Source organism: [Clostridium] aerotolerans DSM 5434 (genome assembly GCF_000687555.1).
Taxonomy (GTDB): Bacteria; Bacillota; Clostridia; order Lachnospirales; family Lachnospiraceae; genus Lacrimispora; species Lacrimispora aerotolerans.
The window spans coordinates 176,368-196,932 of sequence record NZ_JHWJ01000007.1 but is presented as its reverse complement, the minus strand read 5'-3'; the positions used below and the strand labels follow the sequence as shown (position 1 = coordinate 196,932).

Below are 20,565 nucleotides of genomic sequence, written 5' to 3'. Positions count from 1 at the left end.
CCAGCCTGTGGTTTCCTCCCTTATCAATTTAATATATTATGTTAATAAACGACTACTTCATACCCATCGGTAGAAGGAAAATTAATGGTTACAGCCTGACCTGGATTGTTATAATCCAGCCTGATGTTCATGGTAAATCCAGCCGTTTCCCCATCCTCTTCCATGGTGGTATCAATCGTAATGTCTTCCTTGGAGAAATATCCCTCCGGGGTGAGAACTGCTTTGCCGCTGATTCGGTTTATCTTGAAGTCAAGCTCATTGAGAAGCGGCCATATTTCATTATTAATATTACTGAGATATGGCTCCATTCCCTCTCCACTGCTGGAATATAAGATGGTCTTACTTCCTGAATCACCATCTACTATCTGAACATTGTCAATAAATGCGAAGAACTGGCCGGTCAATCCACCAAGAGTTAGATTATTCGTCATATCCTCATGGCCGATCTTCATCTTATACTTTTTATGAGTGCCACCGTTGGAATAGTAGGTACCATTTGTATAAAAGGATTGATGGGCGTCCTTTGATCCCATCATCTGCATCGCTGTCTCTGAAAGAAATTCCATGTTGGGAGTATTGATGTCATGGTATTGTAAGCGCAGCTTCATGGAAATGGGAATTTCCATGTCAGTATAAGAAAGGCTCATGTGGATATCACCGCTGATATCCAGCCCCTGAAGTTCAGAGCTTTTCTTGATCGCTTGATAATAGAGCTCTCTGCCTTCTTTTTTAGCAGAGGCAGCGGCTGACGGGTTGGCAGCTCTCTGTTTTACCATGCCATCAGTCACCCACGCTCCATTTTCATTGACCATATAGCCGTCGGGAGTGGTAGTATTGGTAAGCAGATATCCGTTTTCATCAAAATAATAGCATTCTGACATTCCATCCCCATTGGAATCAATCCATTCCCAGGAAGAAACAGGGGAGAGTTGATCCTTTTCCTGCCAGCGCCACCCGTTAGAATCTTCCATCCAGGTTCCGGCAAAAGCAGATAGGGTCAATGAGAAGGACAGAAGCAATGCAACGGCAAATATTTTTATAGAATGTTTCATTCCGTTTTTAATCCTCCTGTTGTAGTTCGCAGGCCATAATATGGACCATAGCGAAGCTTTTTACCATAATGATTGGTTCATTGTACCATATTTTGGTAAATACAACAATGTTTTTTGCAGAGGCGGCCTACTTGAACGCGGATTTTAGCTGCTCGAAAAGCTTTAAGTCGGATTCTTTTATCTTTATGTTGGTGGTAATGCTTTTTCCTTCCGGGGGTGTGATGGTAATCTCCACCACGCTTCCTTCTTTTAGACCGTTTCTTGTAGCAGCATTTAAAAACAAGGGGAATTTAGGATGATTTTCTTTAAACACGCCCCAGGCTTCTTTTAACTGCATTAAATTCATGATATTCATCTGAAAAATCCTTTCTCCTGATTGATAGGCATATCCTAGCATAAAAAAATCTCACAGTCAATTATGACCAGTTTTCAAGGAAAAAGATGGGGCTTCCCTGGAAAATACAGCCGTGCTATAATAAAATTACAAAGATAAAAACACAGCATACTTTAAAAATACAGCAGGAGAAAGTAAAACAGGAAATAAATTCAGTTTGCACAGGGGCAGATAATGCCCCTTTTCTCTATAAAAATAGCAGGTGAAAACATGTACATTACAGATTTACATATCCATTCCCATTATTCCAGAGCAACCAGCAAGGAATGCACCCCGGAATATCTGGATTTATGGGCGAGAAGAAAAGGAATTGATCTATTAGGAACCGGAGATTTCACTCATAGAGCGTGGAGAGAAGAGTTAAAGGAAAAGCTGGCTCCAGCAGAAGATGGATTATACCGGTTAAAAGAAGAATATTGTCTGGAACCGGGATACCGGCCGGAAATGAGAACTCCACGGTTCGTAATATCAGGAGAAATCAGTACTATATATAAAAAGCATGGAAAGGTGAGAAAGGTCCACAGCGTAATCCTCCTTCCAGGGCTGGAAGAAGCAGAGCGACTTTCTGTGAAATTAGAAGCAATCGGAAATCTTCACTCCGACGGACGCCCCATTTTAGGCCTTGATTGCCGGGACCTTCTGGAAATGACCTTAGAATCATGCCCTGAGGCCATATTTTTCCCGGCCCATATCTGGACGCCTCATTTTTCCTTATTCGGCGCATTTTCCGGCTTCGACACCATTGAGGAATGCTTTGAAGATTTAACTCCTCATATCCATGCGCTGGAGACCGGGCTTTCCTCAGATCCGCCCATGATCAGGAAGCTGTCGGCTCTGGACCGGTTCCAGCTTATCTCCAATTCCGATGCTCACTCTCCTTCTAAAATGGGCAGAGAAGCCAACCTTATGGATATAGACTTATCCTATGAGGGTCTTAAAAAGGCTATCAATACAGGAAAGGGGTTATCCGGCACCATTGAATTTTTCCCAGAGGAGGGAAAATACCATTATGATGGCCATAGAAAATGCGGTCTTTGTCTTTCTCCTGATGAGGCCAAGGCTTACCATGGCAAATGTCCGATCTGCGGCAAAAAGTTGACCACAGGTGTGTCTCATAGAATTCAGCAGTTAGCCGACCGTAATGAGGAGGTTTTCCTTTCAGGGTCAAAGCCATATGAAAGTCTGGTGCCTCTTTTGGAGGTGGTTGCTGCTTCCACAGGCTATACCACAGCCAGCAAACGTGTACAAAACCAATATCAGGAGCTACTATATTCTCTTGGATCAGAATTTTCTATATTAAGAGATATTCCTATTGAAGAAATAAAAAAAGTCTCAAGTGAATGGATCGCGGAAGGTATCGCCCGGATCAGAGCGAAAAAGGTGATATGCAGTCCGGGATATGATGGGGAATACGGAACCATAAAGCTTTTCGAGCCTGGAGAGATAAAATAACAGAGATTTTAATAAATTTAAAAAAGGCATCATCCGACGGCAGAAGGAGAATACATATGAAAAAGGGAGAAATAAATAAGGAGCGTTTGAAACTGTCTCTGGATAAGTTAGACGAGGTTTATGGAGTTACAAAGGAGGGCTTTTATCACCGGCAGCCATGGCAGTTGCTGGCAGCCATCATGCTAAGCGCTCAAAGTACCGATAAGCAGGTGGAAGAGACGCTTCCTCAGCTCTATAACCGGTTTCCTGATGTAAAGAATATGGCAGAAGCATCTGTGGAGGAAATTGAGGATTCAATTCGTTCCGTGGGAATTTATAAAAATAAGGCTAAGAATTTAAAGAAATGCTGTCAGCAGATCGTGGAGGAATTTGGAGGAGAGGTCCCCACAAGTATGGAAGGGCTTCTAAGCCTTGCAGGAGTCGGAAGAAAAACGGCCACCTTATTCCTCGCTGATGCCTATGGAATACCAGGTGTTACGGTAGATACTCATGTATTTCGAATATCCAGACGCCTTGGCTGGGCATCAGGCAAGAATCCAGTACAGGTTGAGCTGGAATTACAAAAAGTTTTACCAGAGGAACACTGGAACCGGATCAATTTTCAATTGATTTACCATGGCAGGGCAGTCTGTACCTCAAGAAAGGCAAGATGTGGGGAGTGCGTGCTGGAAGAGTGGTGTGACAAAAAAATAGAGTCGTAAAAATGGTCCGGCAGCTATATTGTGGTTGCCGGGCTATTCTTTTGCAGTATGTGTGACCGTAAAATTATTTAAAATCTGCTATTTATTACCTCAAAGCGGTTAATTGTTACATAATTAACAACAATGTCGTTTTTTGTTCTATAATGTAAGCGGAACTTTTTATGGTTTAAATATTTATGGAAAGGTGATGGAGAGTATGGAGAGTACAATTGAGCAAAGAGTAAGTGTAGAAGAAACACCAAAGGGAAGTAACTGGTGGGGAGTTTTAGGTTTCTTTATTCCGCTGGTGGGACTGATTTTATTTCTTGTTTGGAAAGCAACAAATCCAAAGTCAGCCAAGGCTGCAGGAATTGGTGCCCTGATCGGTATGATATTAAATCTACTGCTTGTTATTGTGACGGCTGTTCTACCAGCCATGATGTAGAATTATATCAGAATTATTTTACATAGCATGTTCTGCAAAAGATAAAAAAGCTGTCAATTAACAGTAGTGATCCTGTTACTTGACAGTTTTTATTATTTAAAGATTCTCATATTCGTGGCTGGCATTTTCTCTATCTGCTTTATCTGCTTTACGACTAACCACCATAAAAATGGGTGCTGTGCTTGAATAAAAGCTGGACACTAGCTGATTTTGGTCAGCTAATGCCCAGCTTTAAATAAATTAACCTAATTCAATAATATTAAGCTGTGCACCTACATTTGGCGCTAGTGTCAATGTCAACGCGACTGCAGAGTTATTTCTCAGAGTCAGTACATCACCAGCAGCTAATGTTAGCATTGCAGTTCCTGAAACCTCTCCAGTGGCCACAAGGGCTGTTACAGGAGTTGATGGATCTACAGCACCATTTACTGCAATTGCAACAGATGCTCCAATACCAGCTGTTATAGAGATATTATAATCAATTTGATATACTCCAGCCGTAGGAACCGTTACTGTCGTTGTTCCAGCTGTGTGAGTAACTCCAGCCAGAGGACCATTGTTGCTGAGCGGTACGTCAGCGCCCCCAATAACAGTAGCATCTGCAAGTGTTGCCAGCTGATAAGCAAAACCAAACGTTGTTACACCTGCACCAGTCGGTCCGGTATCACCAGTAGGTCCGGTGGCTCCGGTAGGTCCGGTAGGTCCAGTATCGCCAGTAGGTCCGGTAGGCCCAGTTGCTCCGGTAGGTCCGGTAGGTCCAGTATCGCCAGTAGGTCCGGTAGGTCCAGTGGCTCCAGTAGGTCCAGTAGGTCCGGTGGCTCCGGTAGGTCCGGTAGGTCCAGTATCACCAGTCGGTCCAGTAGGTCCAGTGGCTCCAGTAGGTCCGGTAGGTCCAGTATCGCCAGTCGGTCCAGTCGGCCCGGTAGCTCCGGTAGGTCCAGTAGCCCCAGTATCGCCAGTAGGTCCGGTAGGTCCAGTATCGCCAGTCGGTCCGGTAGGTCCGGTGGCTCCGGTAGGCCCAGTAGGCCCGGTATCGCCAGTAGGTCCAGTAGGTCCGGTATCGCCGGTAGGTCCAGTGGCTCCGGTATCGCCAGTCGGTCCGGTAGGCCCAGTATCACCAGTCGGTCCAGTAGCCCCGGTATCCCCAGTCGGTCCAGTGGCTCCAGTATCCCCGGTAGGTCCAGTCGGTCCAGTATCCCCGGTAGGTCCAGTATCACCAGTAGGTCCGGTAGCACCAGTGTCGCCAGTCGGTCCGGTAGGTCCAGTATCACCAGTCGGCCCAGTAGCTCCGGTATCGCCAGTCGGTCCAGTAGCCCCGGTATCGCCGGTAGGTCCAGTAGGTCCGGTATCGCCGGTAGGTCCAGTAGCCCCGGTATCGCCAGTAGGTCCGGTAGGTCCGGTATCGCCGGTAGGTCCAGTCGGCCCGGTATCACCAGTCGGCCCAGTGGCACCAGTATCGCCAGTCGGTCCGGTAGCACCCGTATCACCGGTCGGTCCCGTATCACCAGTAGGTCCAGTCGGCCCAGTAGCACCAGTATCACCAGTCGGTCCGGTCAGTCCGGTATCGCCGGTAGGTCCGGTAGGTCCAGTATCACCAGTAGGTCCAGTAGCCCCGGTATCGCCAGTAGGTCCGGTTGGCCCAGTATCGCCAGTCGGCCCAGTAGCACCGGTATCGCCGGTAGGTCCAGTAAGACCAGTATCGCCAGTAGGTCCAGTAGGCCCGGTATCGCCAGTCGGTCCGGTAGCCCCGGTAGCCCCAGTAGGCCCGGTAAGACCCGTATCACCAGTAGGTCCAGTAGGTCCGGTATCGCCAGTCGGTCCGGTAGCCCCGGTAGCCCCAGTAGGCCCGGTAAGACCCGTATCACCAGTAGGTCCGGTCGGTCCCGTATCACCAGTCGGTCCGGTAGCACCGGTAGCGCCGGTAGGTCCGGTAAGACCTGTATCACCGGTAGGTCCGGCAGGTCCAGTGTCACCAGTCGGTCCAGTAGCACCGGTCGGTCCAGTAGCACCAGTCGGTCCGGTTGAACCAGTCTCTCCTCCTGTAATATCATCTTCTACGATGACCAAGGATCCTCTTAACGGAACTATTTGGGAGAAGAAAATTTCTGCATTACTAATATTTACAAGTGACAAGGTAACTGGAGGTGCAGTAACTTCAACAATTCCAATTCCAAAGACTTCACCTGTTTTTATTGGAGAATTTCCTTCCAGAAAGTCTCCTTGTGAAGACGACAAAGCAAACGATGCGCCATTTGTTGATTGAGATGACTGTGTGGCAAGCCACCAATCAATTACGAATCTTCCAGCCTCAGTAAAGGTAATTACCCCTGTGGCTGGGTTATAGATGATTCCGCCAGCTTGATAAACGATGCTATCAAAAAGGACGTTTGCACCTGAAGCAACAGTCGTAGCTGTATTAAGTTCTATTTGAAGCGCACTATTAGCCATATCCAACCCTCCATTTCAAGATGTTTTAGACAAGATCCTGCAAATGATCATGCCTATATATTTTATGAACAATATAGAATTTTTGTACCCTAAGTAACATTTTGAGAGAAATTTCAGTAAATTATCGTTTATCACTTTCTCTGTTTTTTGCAGAAAAATTCGGAACAGGAGAGGAGGATAAGCGTTTCATAAATTTAGTAGCACTGCAGCTTTCATTAAGTATCTTTTAAAATAGTATGTAAAAAGTTCGCATTCTGCTATAATAATGGAGTAAGTAATAATAAAATACGTTGGAATTTGATTATACATGAATGAAAAAGAATGAAATGTAAGGAAAGGGAGGAACTTTCATGAAATTAATGTTCAAACAACGCTTTTTCTCCTGGTTTGACAGCTACGATATCTACGACGAAAGTGGAAACGCTATTTATACTGTAAAAGGAATGCCAGCCTGGGGACACAAGCTTCAAATCTATGATCGGTATGATAACCATTTAGCCACCTTAAGAGAGCATATTATCTCATTTCTTCCCTGTTTTGACATACAGGTGAACGGCCAGACCATAGGCACTATCCGCAAGGAGTTCACGTTTTTTAAGCCCTCCTTTTCCGTAGACTGTAAGGGCTGGAGAGTGGAAGGCAGTTTTTTTGAATGGGATTATCAAATTATGTCATCTACTGGAAAGACAGTAGCCGTAATTGAGAAGCAATTATTCCATTTTACAGATACTTATATCATTGATGTACCGGATATGGAGGACAGTCTTCTGGCGCTTATGGTCGTGCTGGCCATCGATGCAGTCAAATGCAGTGAAAGTAATTAAAATATGTTCTTGACTCCTACGTTGCGTGATACCCTATCATAGATACTGCAAGGAGGGAAATCCGATGAATACCAATGAAGTTGCTGTTTTAACAGGTGTGAGTGTGCGCACGCTTCATCATTACGATAAAATAGGGCTTCTATGCCCGGACCGGAATCCGGAAAATGATTACAGGGAATATTCAGAACATGATCTGGATTTGCTGCAGCAAATTCTGTTCTTTAAAGCCTGTGGATTTTCTCTTGCAGAAACGAAAAAGATGATATCCAGCCCTGATTTCGATCAAAAAGAAGCATTTAAGCTGCAGAAAAAATATCTTCTGCATGAAAAAAAGCGAATAAATGCCATGCTGGATACACTGGAAAAGACCATGAGGTCGTGGAAGGGAGAAGAAGCTATGACGCAAAAAGAAAAGTTTGCTGGATTTATTATGGGTGACAATCCGTACGAAGAGGAGGCTCGCCGTCTTTGGGGAGACAAAGCTGTTGATGAAAGCAACGCAAAAATAAGTTCCATGTCTCCTCAGGAACAAAAACAGGTAGCAGAAGGCATGGAAGAGCTTTTTAGAGAGCTTGGAACGATACGGTTTGAACAGCCGGATTCTAAGATTGCTCAAGATGCCATGGACCATATGTACCAATATTTTAATAAGAACTTCGGATATCAATATTCTCTGGAGGCATTTGCCGGCCTTGGGCAGCTCTATGTGGCTGATGAACGTTTCCTGAAAAATATTGACCAATACGGAGAAGGACTGTCTGTTTTTTTATCTCAGGCAATGAAAATTTATGGGAATAGCCATTAATTGTTTCAAAGATTTAATCCTGTAAATATGGTAGACCGGCCAATGAATTTCCCACCATTGGCTGGTCTTTTCATTGAGTTCAAATCAAAAGTTATACCCTGGTGGCTCATGATATAGGTCCATCCATTGTTACAAGTAAAATATTTGCATAATTTCGTAAAAATCTCAACCAAATCCTTAATAAATTCTAGAATGTTCCGAAATATTATTAGATGGGTTTCTCTAATTCTTTCAAATGCTCAAGTATTTAGATTATAAGCATTATATTTCCCTGTTGTTTATAACACTCCGGCCTCCTTGTACACTGGGATGAGGGAGAAATCATATATTAATAGTGGGCAGTGAATTACAACACTTTAATTGTTATTCTGTAAATGTTAGGCAATGGATGCTTAACAATAATGGAAAGGTATTGTTGTCGTTTGTAGATGTTAATCTTTTATTTTTATATACAAAACAAAGATGGAAAAGTGCCTGAAACCAAACGGACGAATTCTTCTGCGGCCTGATTGCAGTATGATTTTAGCCAGCATGAGTCTCTGAAGGCGGCGGAGCATCGCAACATGGAGCTATATGCTCCTGCGATCTGATTGGCATAAAAAATGATGCGAAATTCAGAAAATCTTAAGGGAACAAGACAGATGATTCTTAAGATTCTGTGATAAGATAGGCTGCAATGAAATTGCCTGCCGAGTCACAGAAAAAGCAAATAATCCAGAATCAGCCGGGTTGATTTTCAGGTATACAGCCTGACTGCAGTCATCATTAGATAATCTGCAGTCGGGCTTTTTCTAAAAAGGGGGGATCAAAGCCACATGGTCTGTATTCCAATGATAAATAAGAAACTAAAATGAGTATGGAGGAGAAAATGGAACAAAATAAAAGAAAACAGTGGATTCGACTCAGTCTATTTGGAGTATTTGCTCTGGCATCGGCTATGATCCTGTTAACACAGATCATGAAAAACAGGACAAAACCTATCTTTGATAAGAATGTCACTACCACCTTTTACGCCAGGACCAATGTCGGTAAGGCACTTGATTTAAATGCAGACGGATATTTTTCCAGGGAGCTCTATGATCATACAAAATTCAGTTTTGATTTGTCTCAATGTGACTGGAACACTCCTGGCCTTTACCGGGTGCCGGTATTCTACGAAGAGGAAAAGACCAACTGTGTGGTTCAGATTCAGGTAGGGGATACAGATAGCGGGGATACGTGTATAGACACGGATACCAATGAGGATGTGGTAATCAAAGAACAGGAAGGAATGGCAAAAACAGATGGCTCATAATAATCTTACGACCCTGTGTTATATCGAACAGGCCGGCAGTTATCTGATGCTGCACCGGATCAAGAAAAAACAGGATATGAACCAGGATAAATGGCTTGGGGTCGGAGGACATCTGGAGGAAGGTGAAAGTCCGGAGGATTGCCTGTTAAGAGAAGTGAAAGAGGAAACAGGTCTCACCCTTCTTTCCTATCGACAAAGAGGAATTATAACGTTTGTATCCGATATATACCCCGATGAATATATGTTTTTATATACCTCAGATGATTTTAAGGGAACTCTTACGGAATGCAATGAGGGCAGCTTAGAGTGGGTCCCAAAGGAAAAAACAGGACAGCTTCCTCTGTGGGAAGGCGATCTGATTTTCTTTGAACTGCTAAAGGACGAACTGCCATTTTTTTCGCTGAAGCTGGTCTATCAAGGGGAACGCCTGTCCGCTGCCGTGTTAAATGGAGAAGCAATGGAGCTGTTGGATGAAAGACAGCCAGACGGGAGTTTGACCGGAAGAGTCATGGCCCGGTTTTTCATGCATCGGGAAGGTATCCTTCACGGCACCGCCCATGTCTGGATCATAAGGCCGAATGAAACAAATGGTTTTGATGTTCTTTTACAAAAACGCAGTGCAAACAAGGATTCCTACCCTGGTTGTTATGACGTTTCTTCTGCGGGACACCTGACGGCCGGAAGTGACTATCTGGAATCCGCAGTCAGAGAACTGAAGGAAGAGCTGGGCATTGAGGCGGTACCTGATGAGCTATCCTTTGTTGGGCTTCGAAGTGAGCTTGATAAAAGAGAATTTTATGGCAGGACCTTCTTTAACCGTGAGGTCAGTAAGGTGTATGCCTATGAAAAAACCATAGAAGAATCAGAGCTCCTTCTTGATCCGGCCGAAGTAGAATCTGTTTTGTGGATGGACCATGAAGAATGCCTGTTACAGATGAGGACAGGCACCTTAAACCATTGCCTCAATGAGAAAGAAATCCTTATGCTGGCTGGCTGGTGGAAATCAAGAAAATACCGTTGACCGTAATGACTTAATGTGTTATATTGATGAAAGAATAGAAAAGAATAGGATGTGTGTGTTTGTTAATTGTGTCTGAACATGGAGCGTAAAGCAATTTTATATTGAAAACAGGAATCAAGAGAGGAAGGTATATTTACCTGTCCTTGGTTTTGTGTACCTGTTTTGCCCATGAAGATACAGAACAGACGGATTAGGTTTATGACCTGCGAGATGTCGATTTGGTATCTCTCAGGTTTTTTTGTTGTCTGAAAGACCGGCTGCTTTATGCTCCATGGATTTTAAGAATCTTATCGATCATTTAAAATCAAGGAGAACGAGATGAATCACACATTTCAAACATTAGAATTTTATCGTATATTAGAAAAACTTGAAAACTTATCCCATACAGAAGCGGCAAAAGAACAGATCAGGACTCTGATGCCAAGCCAGAAGGAAAGTGAAGTAAAAAAGAGCATACGGGACACTACCGAAGCCAGGATTATACTGGATAACATGGGGCTTCCTCCTGCAGTAGCTATGAAAGACCTTTCTGTTATCATAACGACGACAAAACAGGGAGGCTGCCTTATGGCTGAAGAGCTGGAGGAGATTGGCGTAATGCTCACTGGTGTAAAGCGGTTAAAGGATTTTTTAATACGCTGCAAATACCTGGAATTAAGTCTTCCCTATTACGAGCTGGAGTTAGAGCCTCTGGAGGCTTTATCAGGAATGATCTATGAAAGCATCCGAAATGGAAAAGTGGAAGACTATGCCAGCAAAAGCCTGAAAAACATCCGTCAGGAGATTGGCAGGATGGAGGAACGCCTGAGAACAAAAGCAGATGCCATTTTGCGGGGAAACAAAAAATGGTTCTCAGATTCCTATATGACCATAAGAAATGGAAAAATCTGCCTTCCAGTGAAAAAAGATTTTAGATCCTCTGTTCCAGGCAGTGTCATTGACCAGTCGTCCACAGGTTCCACACTCTTTATTGAACCAGCCGCCATTGCCGCCATAAATGGAGAGCTGGAGCTGCTTCGCATTGAAGAGGAGAATGAGGTTCGGAAGATCCTGTATACACTGACAGCCTTTGTAGAAGATTATCTTCCTGTACTGGAAAAAAATAAACGTTATCTGGAAAAGCTGGATTTCCTGTTTGCAAAAGGGCGGCTGAGCCAGGAGATGAATGGAGCAGAGCCGGTAATCAATTCGGAACGGGTCATACGAATCGTGGAAGGGCGCCATCCATTTATGGACCCAAGGACTGTGGTCCCTCTCACCTTTGAATTAGGAAAGAGGGAGAGGGGAATTGTTATTACAGGCCCAAACACAGGGGGAAAAACCGTTTCCATTAAAACTGTGGGATTGTTTTCCCTTATGGCACAATGCGGACTTCATGTACCATGTAAGGAAGCAGATCTTTGCTTAAATCGCCAGGTGCTTTGTGATATAGGGGATGGGCAGAATATTACGGAGAATCTATCCACATTTTCGGCTCATATTACCAATGTGATGAAGATATTAAAAGAAGCAGGAGAAGACAGTCTTGTTATCCTGGACGAATTGGGTTCAGGGACTGACCCGGCAGAGGGAATGGGAATCGCTATCGCCATATTAGATGAATTAAGGCACATGGGATGTCTGTTCCTTGCGACCACTCATTATCCTGAGGTAAAGACCTATGCAAAGGAAAGAGAAGGAATCACCAATGCGCGTATGGCCTTTGACAAGGAAACCTTAAAGCCAATGTATCGTATGGAAATCGGAGAGGCAGGAGAAAGCTGTGCACTGGCCATAGCGACAAGGCTTGGTATGCCAGAGCAGATGATAGAAAGAGCCAGACGATATGCCTACGGAGCGTGGGAAGAACCGGATCAGAACCATGGGGAGATTGAATGGGAAAAAACGAAAAAGGCTCCAAAAGCCAAGAAGGCTGAAGGGACCAACAGTGCCCAGCATAAAAGTGAGCTACTGACCAAATTTACCATTGGTGACAGTGTCTGTGTATTGCCGGATAAGAAAAATGGAATTGTATGCAGACCGGTCAATGACCAGGGCGTTTTGCAGGTACAGCTGCCGGATAAGAAGATATGGATTAACCACAAACGGATCAAGCTTTTGGTTCCGGCCGCTGAATTATATCCTGAGGATTATGATTTTTCCATTATCTTTGATACGGTGGAAAACAGAAAAGCACGGCATAAGATGGAAAAAGGATATCAGGAAGGCCTGGAAATCAGGACAGAGTAAGACCAGGCCTTCTTTAGGAATCCGGGATTATAAGGGTTCATATTCATCTTCGGTAAGTTCTGATTCTTCCTCTGCTTCACTGTATTCCGTGGATTGAATCAGGGTTTCGCCGTTTAGCTCAGCCAGAATAAGCCGGAATATCTCAACGTGACACTGTTCATCCGCGATAATCCGGTTTAAGACGGCCTGAATCTTACAATCATCGATCCACTGGGCCTGAGCCTGATATTTCCGTATGGCTTCCAGCTCCCCATTAAGAGCATTGGTTACAAGCTCTCCAATTCTGGTGGGGTAGTGATTGCAGGAAGGTGACCAGTACTGCATCCGTCCGTTTTGCTGGCTCCAAAGTCTGGGGTCTGTTCCTAAAAGTACGCACAGCTCACCGAATGCATTTAGATGGCGCATTTCCACCATACTGATTTTGTGAAAACACTCTGCAATCTCAAAAAAGAAATTCTTTGTAATGAGACTGTTGTAGACATAGAGGCTGATGGCAGACATTTCAGAGTTGCAGGCACCAATGTTTGATAACATGGCGGCTGCGTACCGTTCATTTTGGGATACAATCTCTATGGGAGGCCATGGAGAAGGATCGGAAAACACAAGAGAAGATAACTTCATATAACACCTCGTTTTGCTTATTCAATAAAATATATCCTTAAGGCGTTAGAGTATGCCTGAAAAACGATGAAAAGGGGACAAAAGAGCATGGATCAAAGAGAACAACTGATAAATGATATGGAACGGTTTCGGCCATGGAATGAACAGGAGGAGAAGGATAAGGAGCTGATTCTTTCTTATCTGCGCCAGGGAGATTCCTGTTTTTACAGGGAAAATGAACAGGCCCATCTATCGGCTTCCGGCTGGGTGGTAAACCCCTCCCGCACCAAAGCCCTGATGGCTTATCACAACATCTATGGTTCCTGGGCCTGGACAGGAGGACACGCGGATGGAGAAAAGGATCTTCTAAAGGTGGCTCTTAGAGAGGCCATGGAGGAAACCGGAATCAGCAAAGTCGTGCCGGTGAGCAGGGACATTTTTTCCCTGGAGATTCTTACGGTGGACGGTCATGAGAAAAAAGGAGCTTATGTCCCTTCTCATCTTCATTTGAATGTAACGTATTTACTGGAAGCGGATGACACGCTGCCGATATGTATCAAAGAGGATGAAAACAGTGCAGTCGGCTGGTTTGCCCTCAGTGAATGCTTACATGCGGTCAATGAACCATGGATGAGGGATAGAATTTATCAAAAGCTTCTTTATAAAATGTAGAATCTTGCTTATTAACAGAAAACTTATAAAAATTTTAGGATTGGTTGTTTTATTTTTCCTGATTATGCTTTATAATAGAACCATCTAATAAATGCAGTTTTGCCAAATGAAAAGTGAGGTGGTAGATATGAAGATAATTTATGCTATCGTTAGCTCCGATGATGGAAACCGGGTGACCGATGCACTGAATGAACACCAGTACAGCGTGACAAAACTTGCCACTACAGGCGGCTTCTTAAAAAAGGGAAATACGACTTTGATGATAGGTACAGAAGACGAACAGGTAGAGGTGGTCATTAATCTGATTAAAGACACCTGTGGGAAACGCCAGAAGATAACATATAATGTACCGGCTCCCAACCTGGCATCCGTATCCTCTGGATTTATGATGATGCCGACAACGGTTGAACTTGGCGGCGCTACTATATTTGTAACAGATGTGGAAAGATTTGAAAAAATTTGACGAAATGTCGAAGGGATTGCAGAGCAATCCCTTTTCGTAACAGGAGGTATGAATATGTCAGAGACAAAACGAGTATTTTTAATTGTATTAGACAGCTTTGGTATCGGTGAAGCACCAGATGCTGCGAAATTTCATGACGAAGGAAGCAATACCTTAGGAAGCATTGCAAAAGCAGATGAGTATTACACCCCTAATTTGAAAAAGCTGGGAATGTTTAACATAGATGGCGTAACAGCAGGAGAAAAAGAAGAGATGCCAGTGGGTTCCTACGGACGTTTGACAGAACAGTCCCAGGGAAAGGACACCACCATAGGCCATTGGGAAATTGCCGGAATTATATCCGAAGAGCCTCTTCCCACCTATCCCAACGGATTTCCAGAGGAAATTCTCTCCGAATTTAAAAAGCAGACGGGCAGAGGAATTCTCTGTAATAAGCCTTACTCCGGAACCGATGTCATCAGAGATTTCGGAGAAGAGCATGTAAAGACCGGGGATTTGATTGTTTATACTTCTGCAGACAGCGTATTCCAGATAGCCGCTCACGAAGAAGTGGTGCCTCTTGAGGAGCTTTACCGCTACTGTAAGATTGCAAGAGAGCTGCTGACTGGAAAGCACAGCCTTGGCCGTGTAATTGCCAGACCATTTGACGGGACTTATCCTGATTTTAAAAGGACTCCTCACCGCCATGATTTTTCCCTTCTTCCGCCTAAGACTACTATGCTGGACTGCCTGAAAGAGGCTGGCTATGATACCATTGGGATTGGAAAGATATACGATATCTTTGCAGGAAAAGGAATTGATAAAACAACTTCTATTGTGAATAATACAGATGGCATGATTAAGACACTGGAAGCGCAAAAAGATGACTTTAATGGCATTTGCTTTGTGAATCTGGTGGATTTTGATATGGTATACGGCCATAGAAATGATGTAAAGGGCTATGCTCAGGCTGCTACGGATTTCGATGTGCAGTTAGGTGAATTCATGAAAGGCATGAAATCAGATGATGTCCTTATCATAACCGCAGACCATGGCTGTGACCCTGGGACTCCAAGTACCGACCATTCCAGAGAATACACACCAATGCTTATCTATGGAGAGGGAATCAAAGCAGGCGTTTCCATTGGTACCAGAGATACCTTTGCAGACATTGCTGCTACGGTCCTTGATTTATTTGGATTAAAGGGTGACATCGCAGGCAAGAGCTTTTTAGAAGAAGTAGCAAAATAACAGGAGGTGCCCATGAAGCTTGAGGAAGCAACAAAAAACATGTTGGTGGCAGAGGCCTATGAGGCACAAAGAAATGCATATGTACCGTATTCGGACTTTTGTGTGGGAGCGGCTCTTCTGGCAAAGAACGGAACGGTCTACAGAGGATGTAACATCGAGAATGCCTCCTTTTCACCCACCAACTGCGCAGAGCGGACGGCATTTTTTAAGGCGGTTTCAGAAGGCGTGACTGAATTTGAGGCCATTGCCATCGTAGGCAATAAAAAAGGAAAAGAAGGGGATTTTTGTGCTCCCTGCGGAGTTTGCAGGCAGGTCATGGCAGAGTTTTGCGATCCTGATGAATTTCAAATTATCCTGGGAGCAGGAGAAAAGACCTCGGTCTATACCTTAAGGGAAATACTTCCGATGGGATTTACAAATGATAATTTAAAATCCAGTGAATGAATGAGGGGCTAGGGAAACCATGAGGATGTATGATGTAATTGCAAAAAAGAGAAACGGAGAAACTCTCAGTGAAGAAGAGATCCGTTTTATGATAGATGGCTATGTAAAGGGAGAGATTCCGGATTATCAGATGTCAGCGATGCTGATGGCCATTTATTTAAATGGAATGAATGATAAGGAGACAGCCACTTTGACCAGTGAGGTGGCTCATTCCGGTGATATGGTGGATTTATCTCCCATTGAAGGCATTAAGGTGGATAAACATTCAACAGGAGGCGTTGGAGACAAGACCACTCTGGTGGTAGCCCCTATTGTGGCGGCTTGTGGAGTCAAGGTCGCTAAGATGTCTGGACGGGGTCTTGGACATACCGGAGGAACGGTTGATAAGATGGAGTCCATACCCGGTATGCGTACGACCCTTACGGAAGAAGAATTCTTTCAGGTGGTCAACAACACAGGACTTTCCGTCATCGGGCAGTCCGGCAATCTGGCCCCCGCAGATAAAAAGCTTTACGCCCTTCGGGACGTGACAGCCACGGTAGACAGCATACCCCTCATTGCGGCATCCATTATGAGCAAAAAGCTGGCAGCAGGAAGTGACTGCATTCTTCTTGACGTAAAGACAGGCAGCGGAGCATTTATGAAAACCCTTGATGATTCCATTACCCTTGCTGAAAAGATGGTGGCTATTGGGGAGCACGCAGGGAAGAAAACCATGGCGCTGATCACCAATATGGATATTCCTCTTGGAAGTCTCATCGGCAACAGCCTGGAGGTCATAGAGGCAGTGGATACCTTAAAAGGAAATGGCCCCGCGGATTTGACAGAGGTATGCTTACAGCTTGCTTCCGGTATGCTCTATCTGGCTGGAAAAGGTGATCTTGACCTATGCAGGGCCATGGCAGAAAAGACCATTTCTGATGGAAGTGCACTAAAACGCCTGATCGCCATGGTGGAAGCACAGGGAGGCGATTCTTCCGTGATAAAAGATACTTCCCTGTTTCAAAAAGCTCCCTTTAAGCTGGAGGTAAAAGCTCCAAAAGGCGGCTACATCACTCATATGGATACGGAGAAGTGCGGCATTGCATCTTCCATGCTTGGAGCTGGCAGAATCACGAAGGAGAGTGAAATCGACTTTGCTGCCGGAATTGCTCTTAAAAAGAAGGTGGGCCAGAGCGTCATGGAGGGAGAAGTTATGGCAGTGCTTTATACTTCTAAGGAAGAGCTGTTTTTGGCTTCCGCAGAGGAATTTTTAAGTGCGGTCACCATCAGTGATGAAAAGCCGGCCGCAGAGCCTCTCATCTATGCAAGAGTTACAAAAGCAGGTGCAGAGCGTCTTGTATAATAGAAAGGAAATCAAACAAATGACCGATTTAGAAATGTTAAGCTATGTAGACCATACTGTATTAAAGGCCGTTGCGACCTGGGAAGAGATTAAGGTGCTTTGTCAGGAGGCTTTGGAATATAAAACTGCTTCTGTATGCATTCCACCCTGTTATATCAGCAGAGTTCATAAGGAATTTCCAAATCTGAATATCTGTACGGTAGTCGGATTTCCTCTTGGCTACAGCGTTACAGAGTCTAAGGTTCTGGAGACAAAGAAAGCCATTGAAGACGGAGCCTCTGAAGTGGATATGGTAATCAACCTCGCTGACGTGAAAAACGGAGATTATAAAAAAGTAGAAGAAGAAATTCGTTTGTTAAAGCAGGAAACAGGAGACAAGATCTTAAAGGTCATTATTGAGACCTGTTATCTTACAGAAGAAGAGAAGATCGCCATGTGCAAGGCAGTAACTGCTGCAAAAGCCGATTACATTAAGACCTCTACCGGATTCGGCACTGCTGGTGCGACTCTTTCTGATATCCAGCTGTTTAAAGAGCACATCGGGCCAGAGGTAAAAATCAAGGCAGCAGGCGGAGTGCGTACCCTGGAAGATTTAAGGGCTTATATCGAAGCTGGATGCAGTCGGGTAGGTGCAAGTGCAGCTGTTAAGCTGGCAGCTAAAAAAGACTAACCATAAAAAGTGCCCTAAATATCTGACATTTTGGTAATGTTTGGATATTTAGGGTGTTTTTTATGGGATAATTACTTAAATTGCACAAATAATACAAGGGTTGTATCTGGTAATATTTCACGAAAATGACTAAAAAACAAAAAAATACTGACAAAACATGGTGTAAAGTGTTATACTTATAGGAGAGTAGTTGTAACATTGGCAATATTGTGTTGTTTTTCAGTCAGGAGGAATGCATTATGTTTCAGGTAAACGATCTGGTTATGTATGGTACCCATGGTATTTGCAAGGTGAACGCCATTGGAAGTCTTGCTATGTCTGCGGCCCAGGAAGACCGGCTTTATTATACGCTAAAGCCACTTTACGAGGAGCAGCACAGCGCGGTTTATACGCCGGTAGACAATAAAAAAGCAGCCATAAGACCTGCTGTTACCAAAGAAGAGGCATTGGAACTGATTGACCAGATTCCAGACATAGAAACCATTTGGGTGGTAGATGACAGACAAAGAGAAGGTAAATACAAGGAGATCATGCAGAGAAATGAAGGTACCGGCTGGATGCAGATCATTAAGACGCTCTATTTAAAGAAACAGAAGCGTTTGGCAGAAGGAAAGAAGAGTACCGCAAAGGATGATTTCTATTTTAATATGGCGCAGGAGCTTCTTTACGGAGAACTGGCTGCTGCTCTTTTGATGGATCGGACCAAGGTGAAAGGTCTTGTGGAAGAACAGGTAAGTCAAGAGGAAAGTCCTGTGACATCAGTTGATATAAAATCGTGATGGAAGTACTAAAAATGCGTCTTGAATTTCAAGACGCATTTTTTATATTCTTTGCCTGGGCTTAAATGGTAAGACCGGGCCTAATGATAAATTTTCTTTTCTTCGTAAAGGGGTTCACAGGTCAGATGAACTCCCAATTTTTTAAAGGTCTTCATATCCACATCAGAAAGAATAACAGAAGTATGAGCTTCGCATCCCTTTAATTTGGGCAGCTGCTCCAGTGCGATTTGTGCATTGGGGTCTGTGGCTGCACAGGTTGATAAGGCAATTAAGACCTCGTCTGTATGCAGTCTTGGATTTTTGCTTCCCAGATAATAAGTCTTTAACTTCTGGATCGGCTCAATGGCGGAAGGAGCGATTAAATGCACATCGTGAGGGATATCTCCTAAGGCTTTGACTGCGTTCAGTAAAAGAGCAGCAGAGGAACCAAGAAGGTTGGTGGTCTTTCCTGTGATAACTCTTCCGTCTTCCAGCTGTAAGGCGGCACAGGGGGATCCCATTGCTTCTGCCCGTTCGTTGGCAGCCTTAACCACCGGACGCTTGTCTGTGGTGATTTTCGCCTGCTTTAATATAAGCTCGATCTTATAGACTTCATCCTTGGAGCCAGTATCCTTAGCCAGTCTTAAGAGCGCCTGATAGTATCTTCTTATAATTTCCTGCATGGAAGCTTCTCTGCAGATCTCATCATCTACAATGCAAAATCCAGCCATATTTACGCCCATGTCCGTCGGTGATTTATAGGGGCATTCTCCATAAATTTCTTCAAAGATAGCACTTAATACAGGAAAAACCTCCACGTCACGGTTGTAATTAACGGAGGTGGTGCCGTAAGCCTCCAGATGGAAAGGGTCAATCATGTTAACATCATTTAAGTCAGCGGTAGCTGCCTCGTAGGCAAGGTTTACCGGGTGCTTTAATGGAAGGTTCCAAACGGGGAAGGTCTCAAACTTGGCATAGCCGGCTTTGACCCCTCTCTTGTTTTCATGATAAAGCTGGGATAAGCAGGTAGCCATCTTTCCGCTTCCTGGTCCTGGTGCTGTGATAATGACAAGAGGTTTTGTTGTTTCTATATAATCATTTCTTCCATAGCCTTCATCGCTGACAATGAAAGGAATATTGCTTGGATAGCCGTCAATGATGTAATGGCGGTATACACGGATTCCCATGGTTTCCAGCTTGCTTTTAAATACATCGGCAGATTTCTGTCCGGAATACTGGGTGATGACTACGCTTCCTACATAGAGTCCCTTATCCGTAAAGGACTGAATGAGACGGAATACATCCACATCATAGGTGATGCCCAGATCGTGACGAATCTTATTCTTTTCGATATCGGCTGCACTGATAGCGATAATGATTTCTGCCTGGTCAGAAAGCTGCATCAGCATGCGGAGTTTGCTGTCAGGCTCAAATCCCGGCAGTACCCTGGAAGCGTGATAATCGTCAAACAGCTTGCCACCGAATTCCAGATAAAGCTTGTCCCCAAATTGACCGATCCGCTCCTTGATATGCTCTGACTGCATGTTTAAATACTTGTTATTGTCAAATCCAAATTTCATTTGTTCCTCCATTGTGTTTCCTGTTTTGAGCCTTCATAAACTCTTTGCCTTTAATATCAATAAATTGTATCATAGAAAGGATGTAAAAGCCATGAGATTTTCTCTTGTTTCTTTATTTGACCGAAACACTTTACATTCCCGGCTAAACATGTTAAAACG

The 20,565-nt window shown here is 44.2% G+C and carries 22 protein-coding genes and 1 pseudogene; 16 read left to right on the top strand and 7 right to left on the bottom strand.

All coding sequences use genetic code 11. The annotated features are described in order from the left end of the window. Positions 1-41: 41 nt before the first annotated feature. Positions 42-1,052 carry a DUF6612 family protein gene (locus T546_RS24645; RefSeq protein ID WP_051629787.1) on the bottom strand — a complete coding sequence of 337 codons (1,011 nt, stop codon included), beginning with the start codon at positions 1,050-1,052 and terminating at the stop codon, positions 42-44. A gap of 127 nt (positions 1,053-1,179) precedes the next feature. Continuing rightward, a complete protein-coding gene (locus T546_RS0111925; protein WP_026891816.1) occupies positions 1,180-1,407 on the bottom strand; it encodes a hypothetical protein in 228 nt (75 codons plus the stop codon). Between the two features lie 249 nt (positions 1,408-1,656). Between T546_RS0111925 and T546_RS0111915 the strand changes: the two are divergent. The 3 genes and pseudogenes from T546_RS0111915 to T546_RS0111905 form a co-directional block, all read left to right on the top strand. Continuing rightward, positions 1,657-2,892: pseudogene (locus T546_RS0111915) on the top strand (endonuclease Q family protein); the annotation flags it as partial. Between the two features lie 62 nt (positions 2,893-2,954). Continuing rightward, positions 2,955-3,599, top strand: coding sequence for an endonuclease III (nth, locus tag T546_RS0111910; protein WP_034599068.1), 645 nt, complete (start codon positions 2,955-2,957; stop codon positions 3,597-3,599). Positions 3,600-3,795: 196 nt separating this feature from the next. After that, on the top strand, positions 3,796-4,023 hold the full coding sequence (locus T546_RS0111905; protein WP_026891813.1) for a hypothetical protein: 228 nt from the start codon (positions 3,796-3,798) through the stop codon (positions 4,021-4,023). A gap of 240 nt (positions 4,024-4,263) precedes the next feature. Here the strand turns inward: T546_RS0111905 and T546_RS26435 are convergent, their stop codons facing one another. Genes T546_RS26435 through T546_RS25935 form a run of 3 tightly spaced genes read right to left on the bottom strand, consistent with a single transcriptional unit; the run spans position 4,264 to position 6,074 of the window. Beyond that, positions 4,264-4,611 (bottom strand): BclA C-terminal domain-containing protein, encoded by a 348-nt coding sequence (locus T546_RS26435; RefSeq protein ID WP_278246306.1) that lies wholly within the window; start codon positions 4,609-4,611, stop codon positions 4,264-4,266. Positions 4,612-4,661: 50 nt separating this feature from the next. Next, positions 4,662-5,564 (bottom strand): hypothetical protein, encoded by a 903-nt coding sequence (locus T546_RS25940; protein WP_242842229.1) that lies wholly within the window; start codon positions 5,562-5,564, stop codon positions 4,662-4,664. 12 nt (positions 5,565-5,576) lie between these two features. Then, positions 5,577-6,074 (bottom strand): hypothetical protein, encoded by a 498-nt coding sequence (locus tag T546_RS25935; RefSeq protein ID WP_242842228.1) that lies wholly within the window; start codon positions 6,072-6,074, stop codon positions 5,577-5,579. A gap of 8 nt (positions 6,075-6,082) precedes the next feature. Between T546_RS25935 and T546_RS25930 the strand changes: the two genes are divergently transcribed. The 6 genes from T546_RS25930 to T546_RS0111875 all read left to right on the top strand — a co-directional run bounded on the left by T546_RS25930 (position 6,083) and on the right by T546_RS0111875 (position 12,644). Next, positions 6,083-6,286, top strand: a complete 204-nt coding sequence (locus T546_RS25930) for a hypothetical protein (RefSeq protein ID WP_166429818.1) — start codon at positions 6,083-6,085, stop codon at positions 6,284-6,286. Positions 6,287-6,821: 535 nt separating this feature from the next. After that, entirely contained in the window at positions 6,822-7,295 is a 474-nt protein-coding gene (locus T546_RS0111895) for an LURP-one-related/scramblase family protein (RefSeq protein WP_026891812.1), read from the top strand. Positions 7,296-7,359: 64 nt separating this feature from the next. Further along, positions 7,360-8,100 carry a MerR family transcriptional regulator gene (locus tag T546_RS0111890; RefSeq protein WP_026891811.1) on the top strand — a complete coding sequence of 247 codons (741 nt, stop codon included), beginning with the start codon at positions 7,360-7,362 and terminating at the stop codon, positions 8,098-8,100. Between the two features lie 868 nt (positions 8,101-8,968). Next, positions 8,969-9,394 carry a hypothetical protein gene (locus T546_RS24640; protein ID WP_051629785.1) on the top strand — a complete coding sequence of 142 codons (426 nt, stop codon included), beginning with the start codon at positions 8,969-8,971 and terminating at the stop codon, positions 9,392-9,394. Next, entirely contained in the window at positions 9,384-10,415 is a 1,032-nt protein-coding gene (locus T546_RS25040) for an NUDIX domain-containing protein (RefSeq protein WP_084326357.1), read from the top strand. The genes T546_RS24640 and T546_RS25040 overlap by 11 nt, the downstream gene beginning before the upstream one ends. A gap of 318 nt (positions 10,416-10,733) precedes the next feature. Continuing rightward, complete coding sequence (locus tag T546_RS0111875) at positions 10,734-12,644, top strand: endonuclease MutS2 (RefSeq protein ID WP_026891810.1); 1,911 nt, start codon at positions 10,734-10,736, stop codon at positions 12,642-12,644. A gap of 27 nt (positions 12,645-12,671) precedes the next feature. On the opposite strand, the gene T546_RS23430 is transcribed toward T546_RS0111875, so the two are convergent. Next, positions 12,672-13,265 (bottom strand): ferritin-like domain-containing protein, encoded by a 594-nt coding sequence (locus T546_RS23430; protein ID WP_034599065.1) that lies wholly within the window; start codon positions 13,263-13,265, stop codon positions 12,672-12,674. Between the two features lie 87 nt (positions 13,266-13,352). On the opposite strand from T546_RS23430, the gene T546_RS0111865 reads away from it, so the two are divergent. The 7 genes from T546_RS0111865 (at position 13,353) to T546_RS0111835 (ending at position 18,847) form a co-directional block, all read left to right on the top strand. After that, positions 13,353-13,916 (top strand): NUDIX hydrolase, encoded by a 564-nt coding sequence (locus T546_RS0111865; protein ID WP_026891809.1) that lies wholly within the window; start codon positions 13,353-13,355, stop codon positions 13,914-13,916. Positions 13,917-14,043: 127 nt separating this feature from the next. Further along, complete coding sequence (locus T546_RS0111860) at positions 14,044-14,379, top strand: cyclic-di-AMP receptor (RefSeq protein WP_026891808.1); 336 nt, start codon at positions 14,044-14,046, stop codon at positions 14,377-14,379. A 54-nt stretch (positions 14,380-14,433) separates the two neighbouring features. Continuing rightward, positions 14,434-15,609, top strand: coding sequence for a phosphopentomutase (locus T546_RS0111855; RefSeq protein WP_026891807.1), 1,176 nt, complete (start codon positions 14,434-14,436; stop codon positions 15,607-15,609). A 12-nt stretch (positions 15,610-15,621) separates the two neighbouring features. Then, positions 15,622-16,053 (top strand): cytidine deaminase, encoded by a 432-nt coding sequence (locus T546_RS0111850; protein ID WP_026891806.1) that lies wholly within the window; start codon positions 15,622-15,624, stop codon positions 16,051-16,053. A gap of 19 nt (positions 16,054-16,072) precedes the next feature. Beyond that, positions 16,073-17,398 (top strand): pyrimidine-nucleoside phosphorylase, encoded by a 1,326-nt coding sequence (locus tag T546_RS0111845; RefSeq protein ID WP_026891805.1) that lies wholly within the window; start codon positions 16,073-16,075, stop codon positions 17,396-17,398. Positions 17,399-17,417: 19 nt separating this feature from the next. Continuing rightward, on the top strand, positions 17,418-18,068 hold the full coding sequence (gene deoC, locus T546_RS0111840) for a deoxyribose-phosphate aldolase (RefSeq protein ID WP_026891804.1): 651 nt from the start codon (positions 17,418-17,420) through the stop codon (positions 18,066-18,068). Positions 18,069-18,307: 239 nt separating this feature from the next. Then, positions 18,308-18,847 carry a CarD family transcriptional regulator gene (locus T546_RS0111835; protein WP_026891803.1) on the top strand — a complete coding sequence of 180 codons (540 nt, stop codon included), beginning with the start codon at positions 18,308-18,310 and terminating at the stop codon, positions 18,845-18,847. Positions 18,848-18,927: 80 nt separating this feature from the next. Here T546_RS0111835 and T546_RS0111830 read toward each other — a convergent pair whose 3' ends face one another. Further along, positions 18,928-20,406: a DUF1846 domain-containing protein gene (locus tag T546_RS0111830; RefSeq protein WP_026891802.1), complete on the bottom strand. Its 1,479-nt coding sequence runs from the start codon at positions 20,404-20,406 to the stop codon at positions 18,928-18,930. Between the last annotated feature and the right edge of the window lie 159 nt (positions 20,407-20,565).

Coding starts and splice junctions, on each gene's coding strand:
- T546_RS24645 (WP_051629787.1), bottom strand. CDS start 1,052: ATGAAACATTCTATAAAAATATTTGCCGTTGCATTGCTTCTGTCCTTC.
- T546_RS0111925 (WP_026891816.1), bottom strand. CDS start 1,407: ATGAATATCATGAATTTAATGCAGTTAAAAGAAGCCTGGGGCGTGTTT.
- nth (WP_034599068.1), top strand. CDS start 2,955: ATGAAAAAGGGAGAAATAAATAAGGAGCGTTTGAAACTGTCTCTGGAT.
- T546_RS0111905 (WP_026891813.1), top strand. CDS start 3,796: ATGGAGAGTACAATTGAGCAAAGAGTAAGTGTAGAAGAAACACCAAAG.
- T546_RS25935 (WP_242842228.1), bottom strand. CDS start 6,074: ATGATATTACAGGAGGAGAGACTGGTTCAACCGGACCGACTGGTGCTA.
- T546_RS25930 (WP_166429818.1), top strand. CDS start 6,083: ATGACCAAGGATCCTCTTAACGGAACTATTTGGGAGAAGAAAATTTCT.
- T546_RS0111895 (WP_026891812.1), top strand. CDS start 6,822: ATGAAATTAATGTTCAAACAACGCTTTTTCTCCTGGTTTGACAGCTAC.
- T546_RS0111890 (WP_026891811.1), top strand. CDS start 7,360: ATGAATACCAATGAAGTTGCTGTTTTAACAGGTGTGAGTGTGCGCACG.
- T546_RS24640 (WP_051629785.1), top strand. CDS start 8,969: ATGGAACAAAATAAAAGAAAACAGTGGATTCGACTCAGTCTATTTGGA.
- T546_RS25040 (WP_084326357.1), top strand. CDS start 9,384: ATGGCTCATAATAATCTTACGACCCTGTGTTATATCGAACAGGCCGGC.
- T546_RS0111875 (WP_026891810.1), top strand. CDS start 10,734: ATGAATCACACATTTCAAACATTAGAATTTTATCGTATATTAGAAAAA.
- T546_RS23430 (WP_034599065.1), bottom strand. CDS start 13,265: ATGAAGTTATCTTCTCTTGTGTTTTCCGATCCTTCTCCATGGCCTCCC.
- T546_RS0111865 (WP_026891809.1), top strand. CDS start 13,353: ATGGATCAAAGAGAACAACTGATAAATGATATGGAACGGTTTCGGCCA.
- T546_RS0111860 (WP_026891808.1), top strand. CDS start 14,044: ATGAAGATAATTTATGCTATCGTTAGCTCCGATGATGGAAACCGGGTG.
- T546_RS0111855 (WP_026891807.1), top strand. CDS start 14,434: ATGTCAGAGACAAAACGAGTATTTTTAATTGTATTAGACAGCTTTGGT.
- T546_RS0111850 (WP_026891806.1), top strand. CDS start 15,622: ATGAAGCTTGAGGAAGCAACAAAAAACATGTTGGTGGCAGAGGCCTAT.
- T546_RS0111845 (WP_026891805.1), top strand. CDS start 16,073: ATGAGGATGTATGATGTAATTGCAAAAAAGAGAAACGGAGAAACTCTC.
- deoC (WP_026891804.1), top strand. CDS start 17,418: ATGACCGATTTAGAAATGTTAAGCTATGTAGACCATACTGTATTAAAG.
- T546_RS0111835 (WP_026891803.1), top strand. CDS start 18,308: ATGTTTCAGGTAAACGATCTGGTTATGTATGGTACCCATGGTATTTGC.
- T546_RS0111830 (WP_026891802.1), bottom strand. CDS start 20,406: ATGAAATTTGGATTTGACAATAACAAGTATTTAAACATGCAGTCAGAG.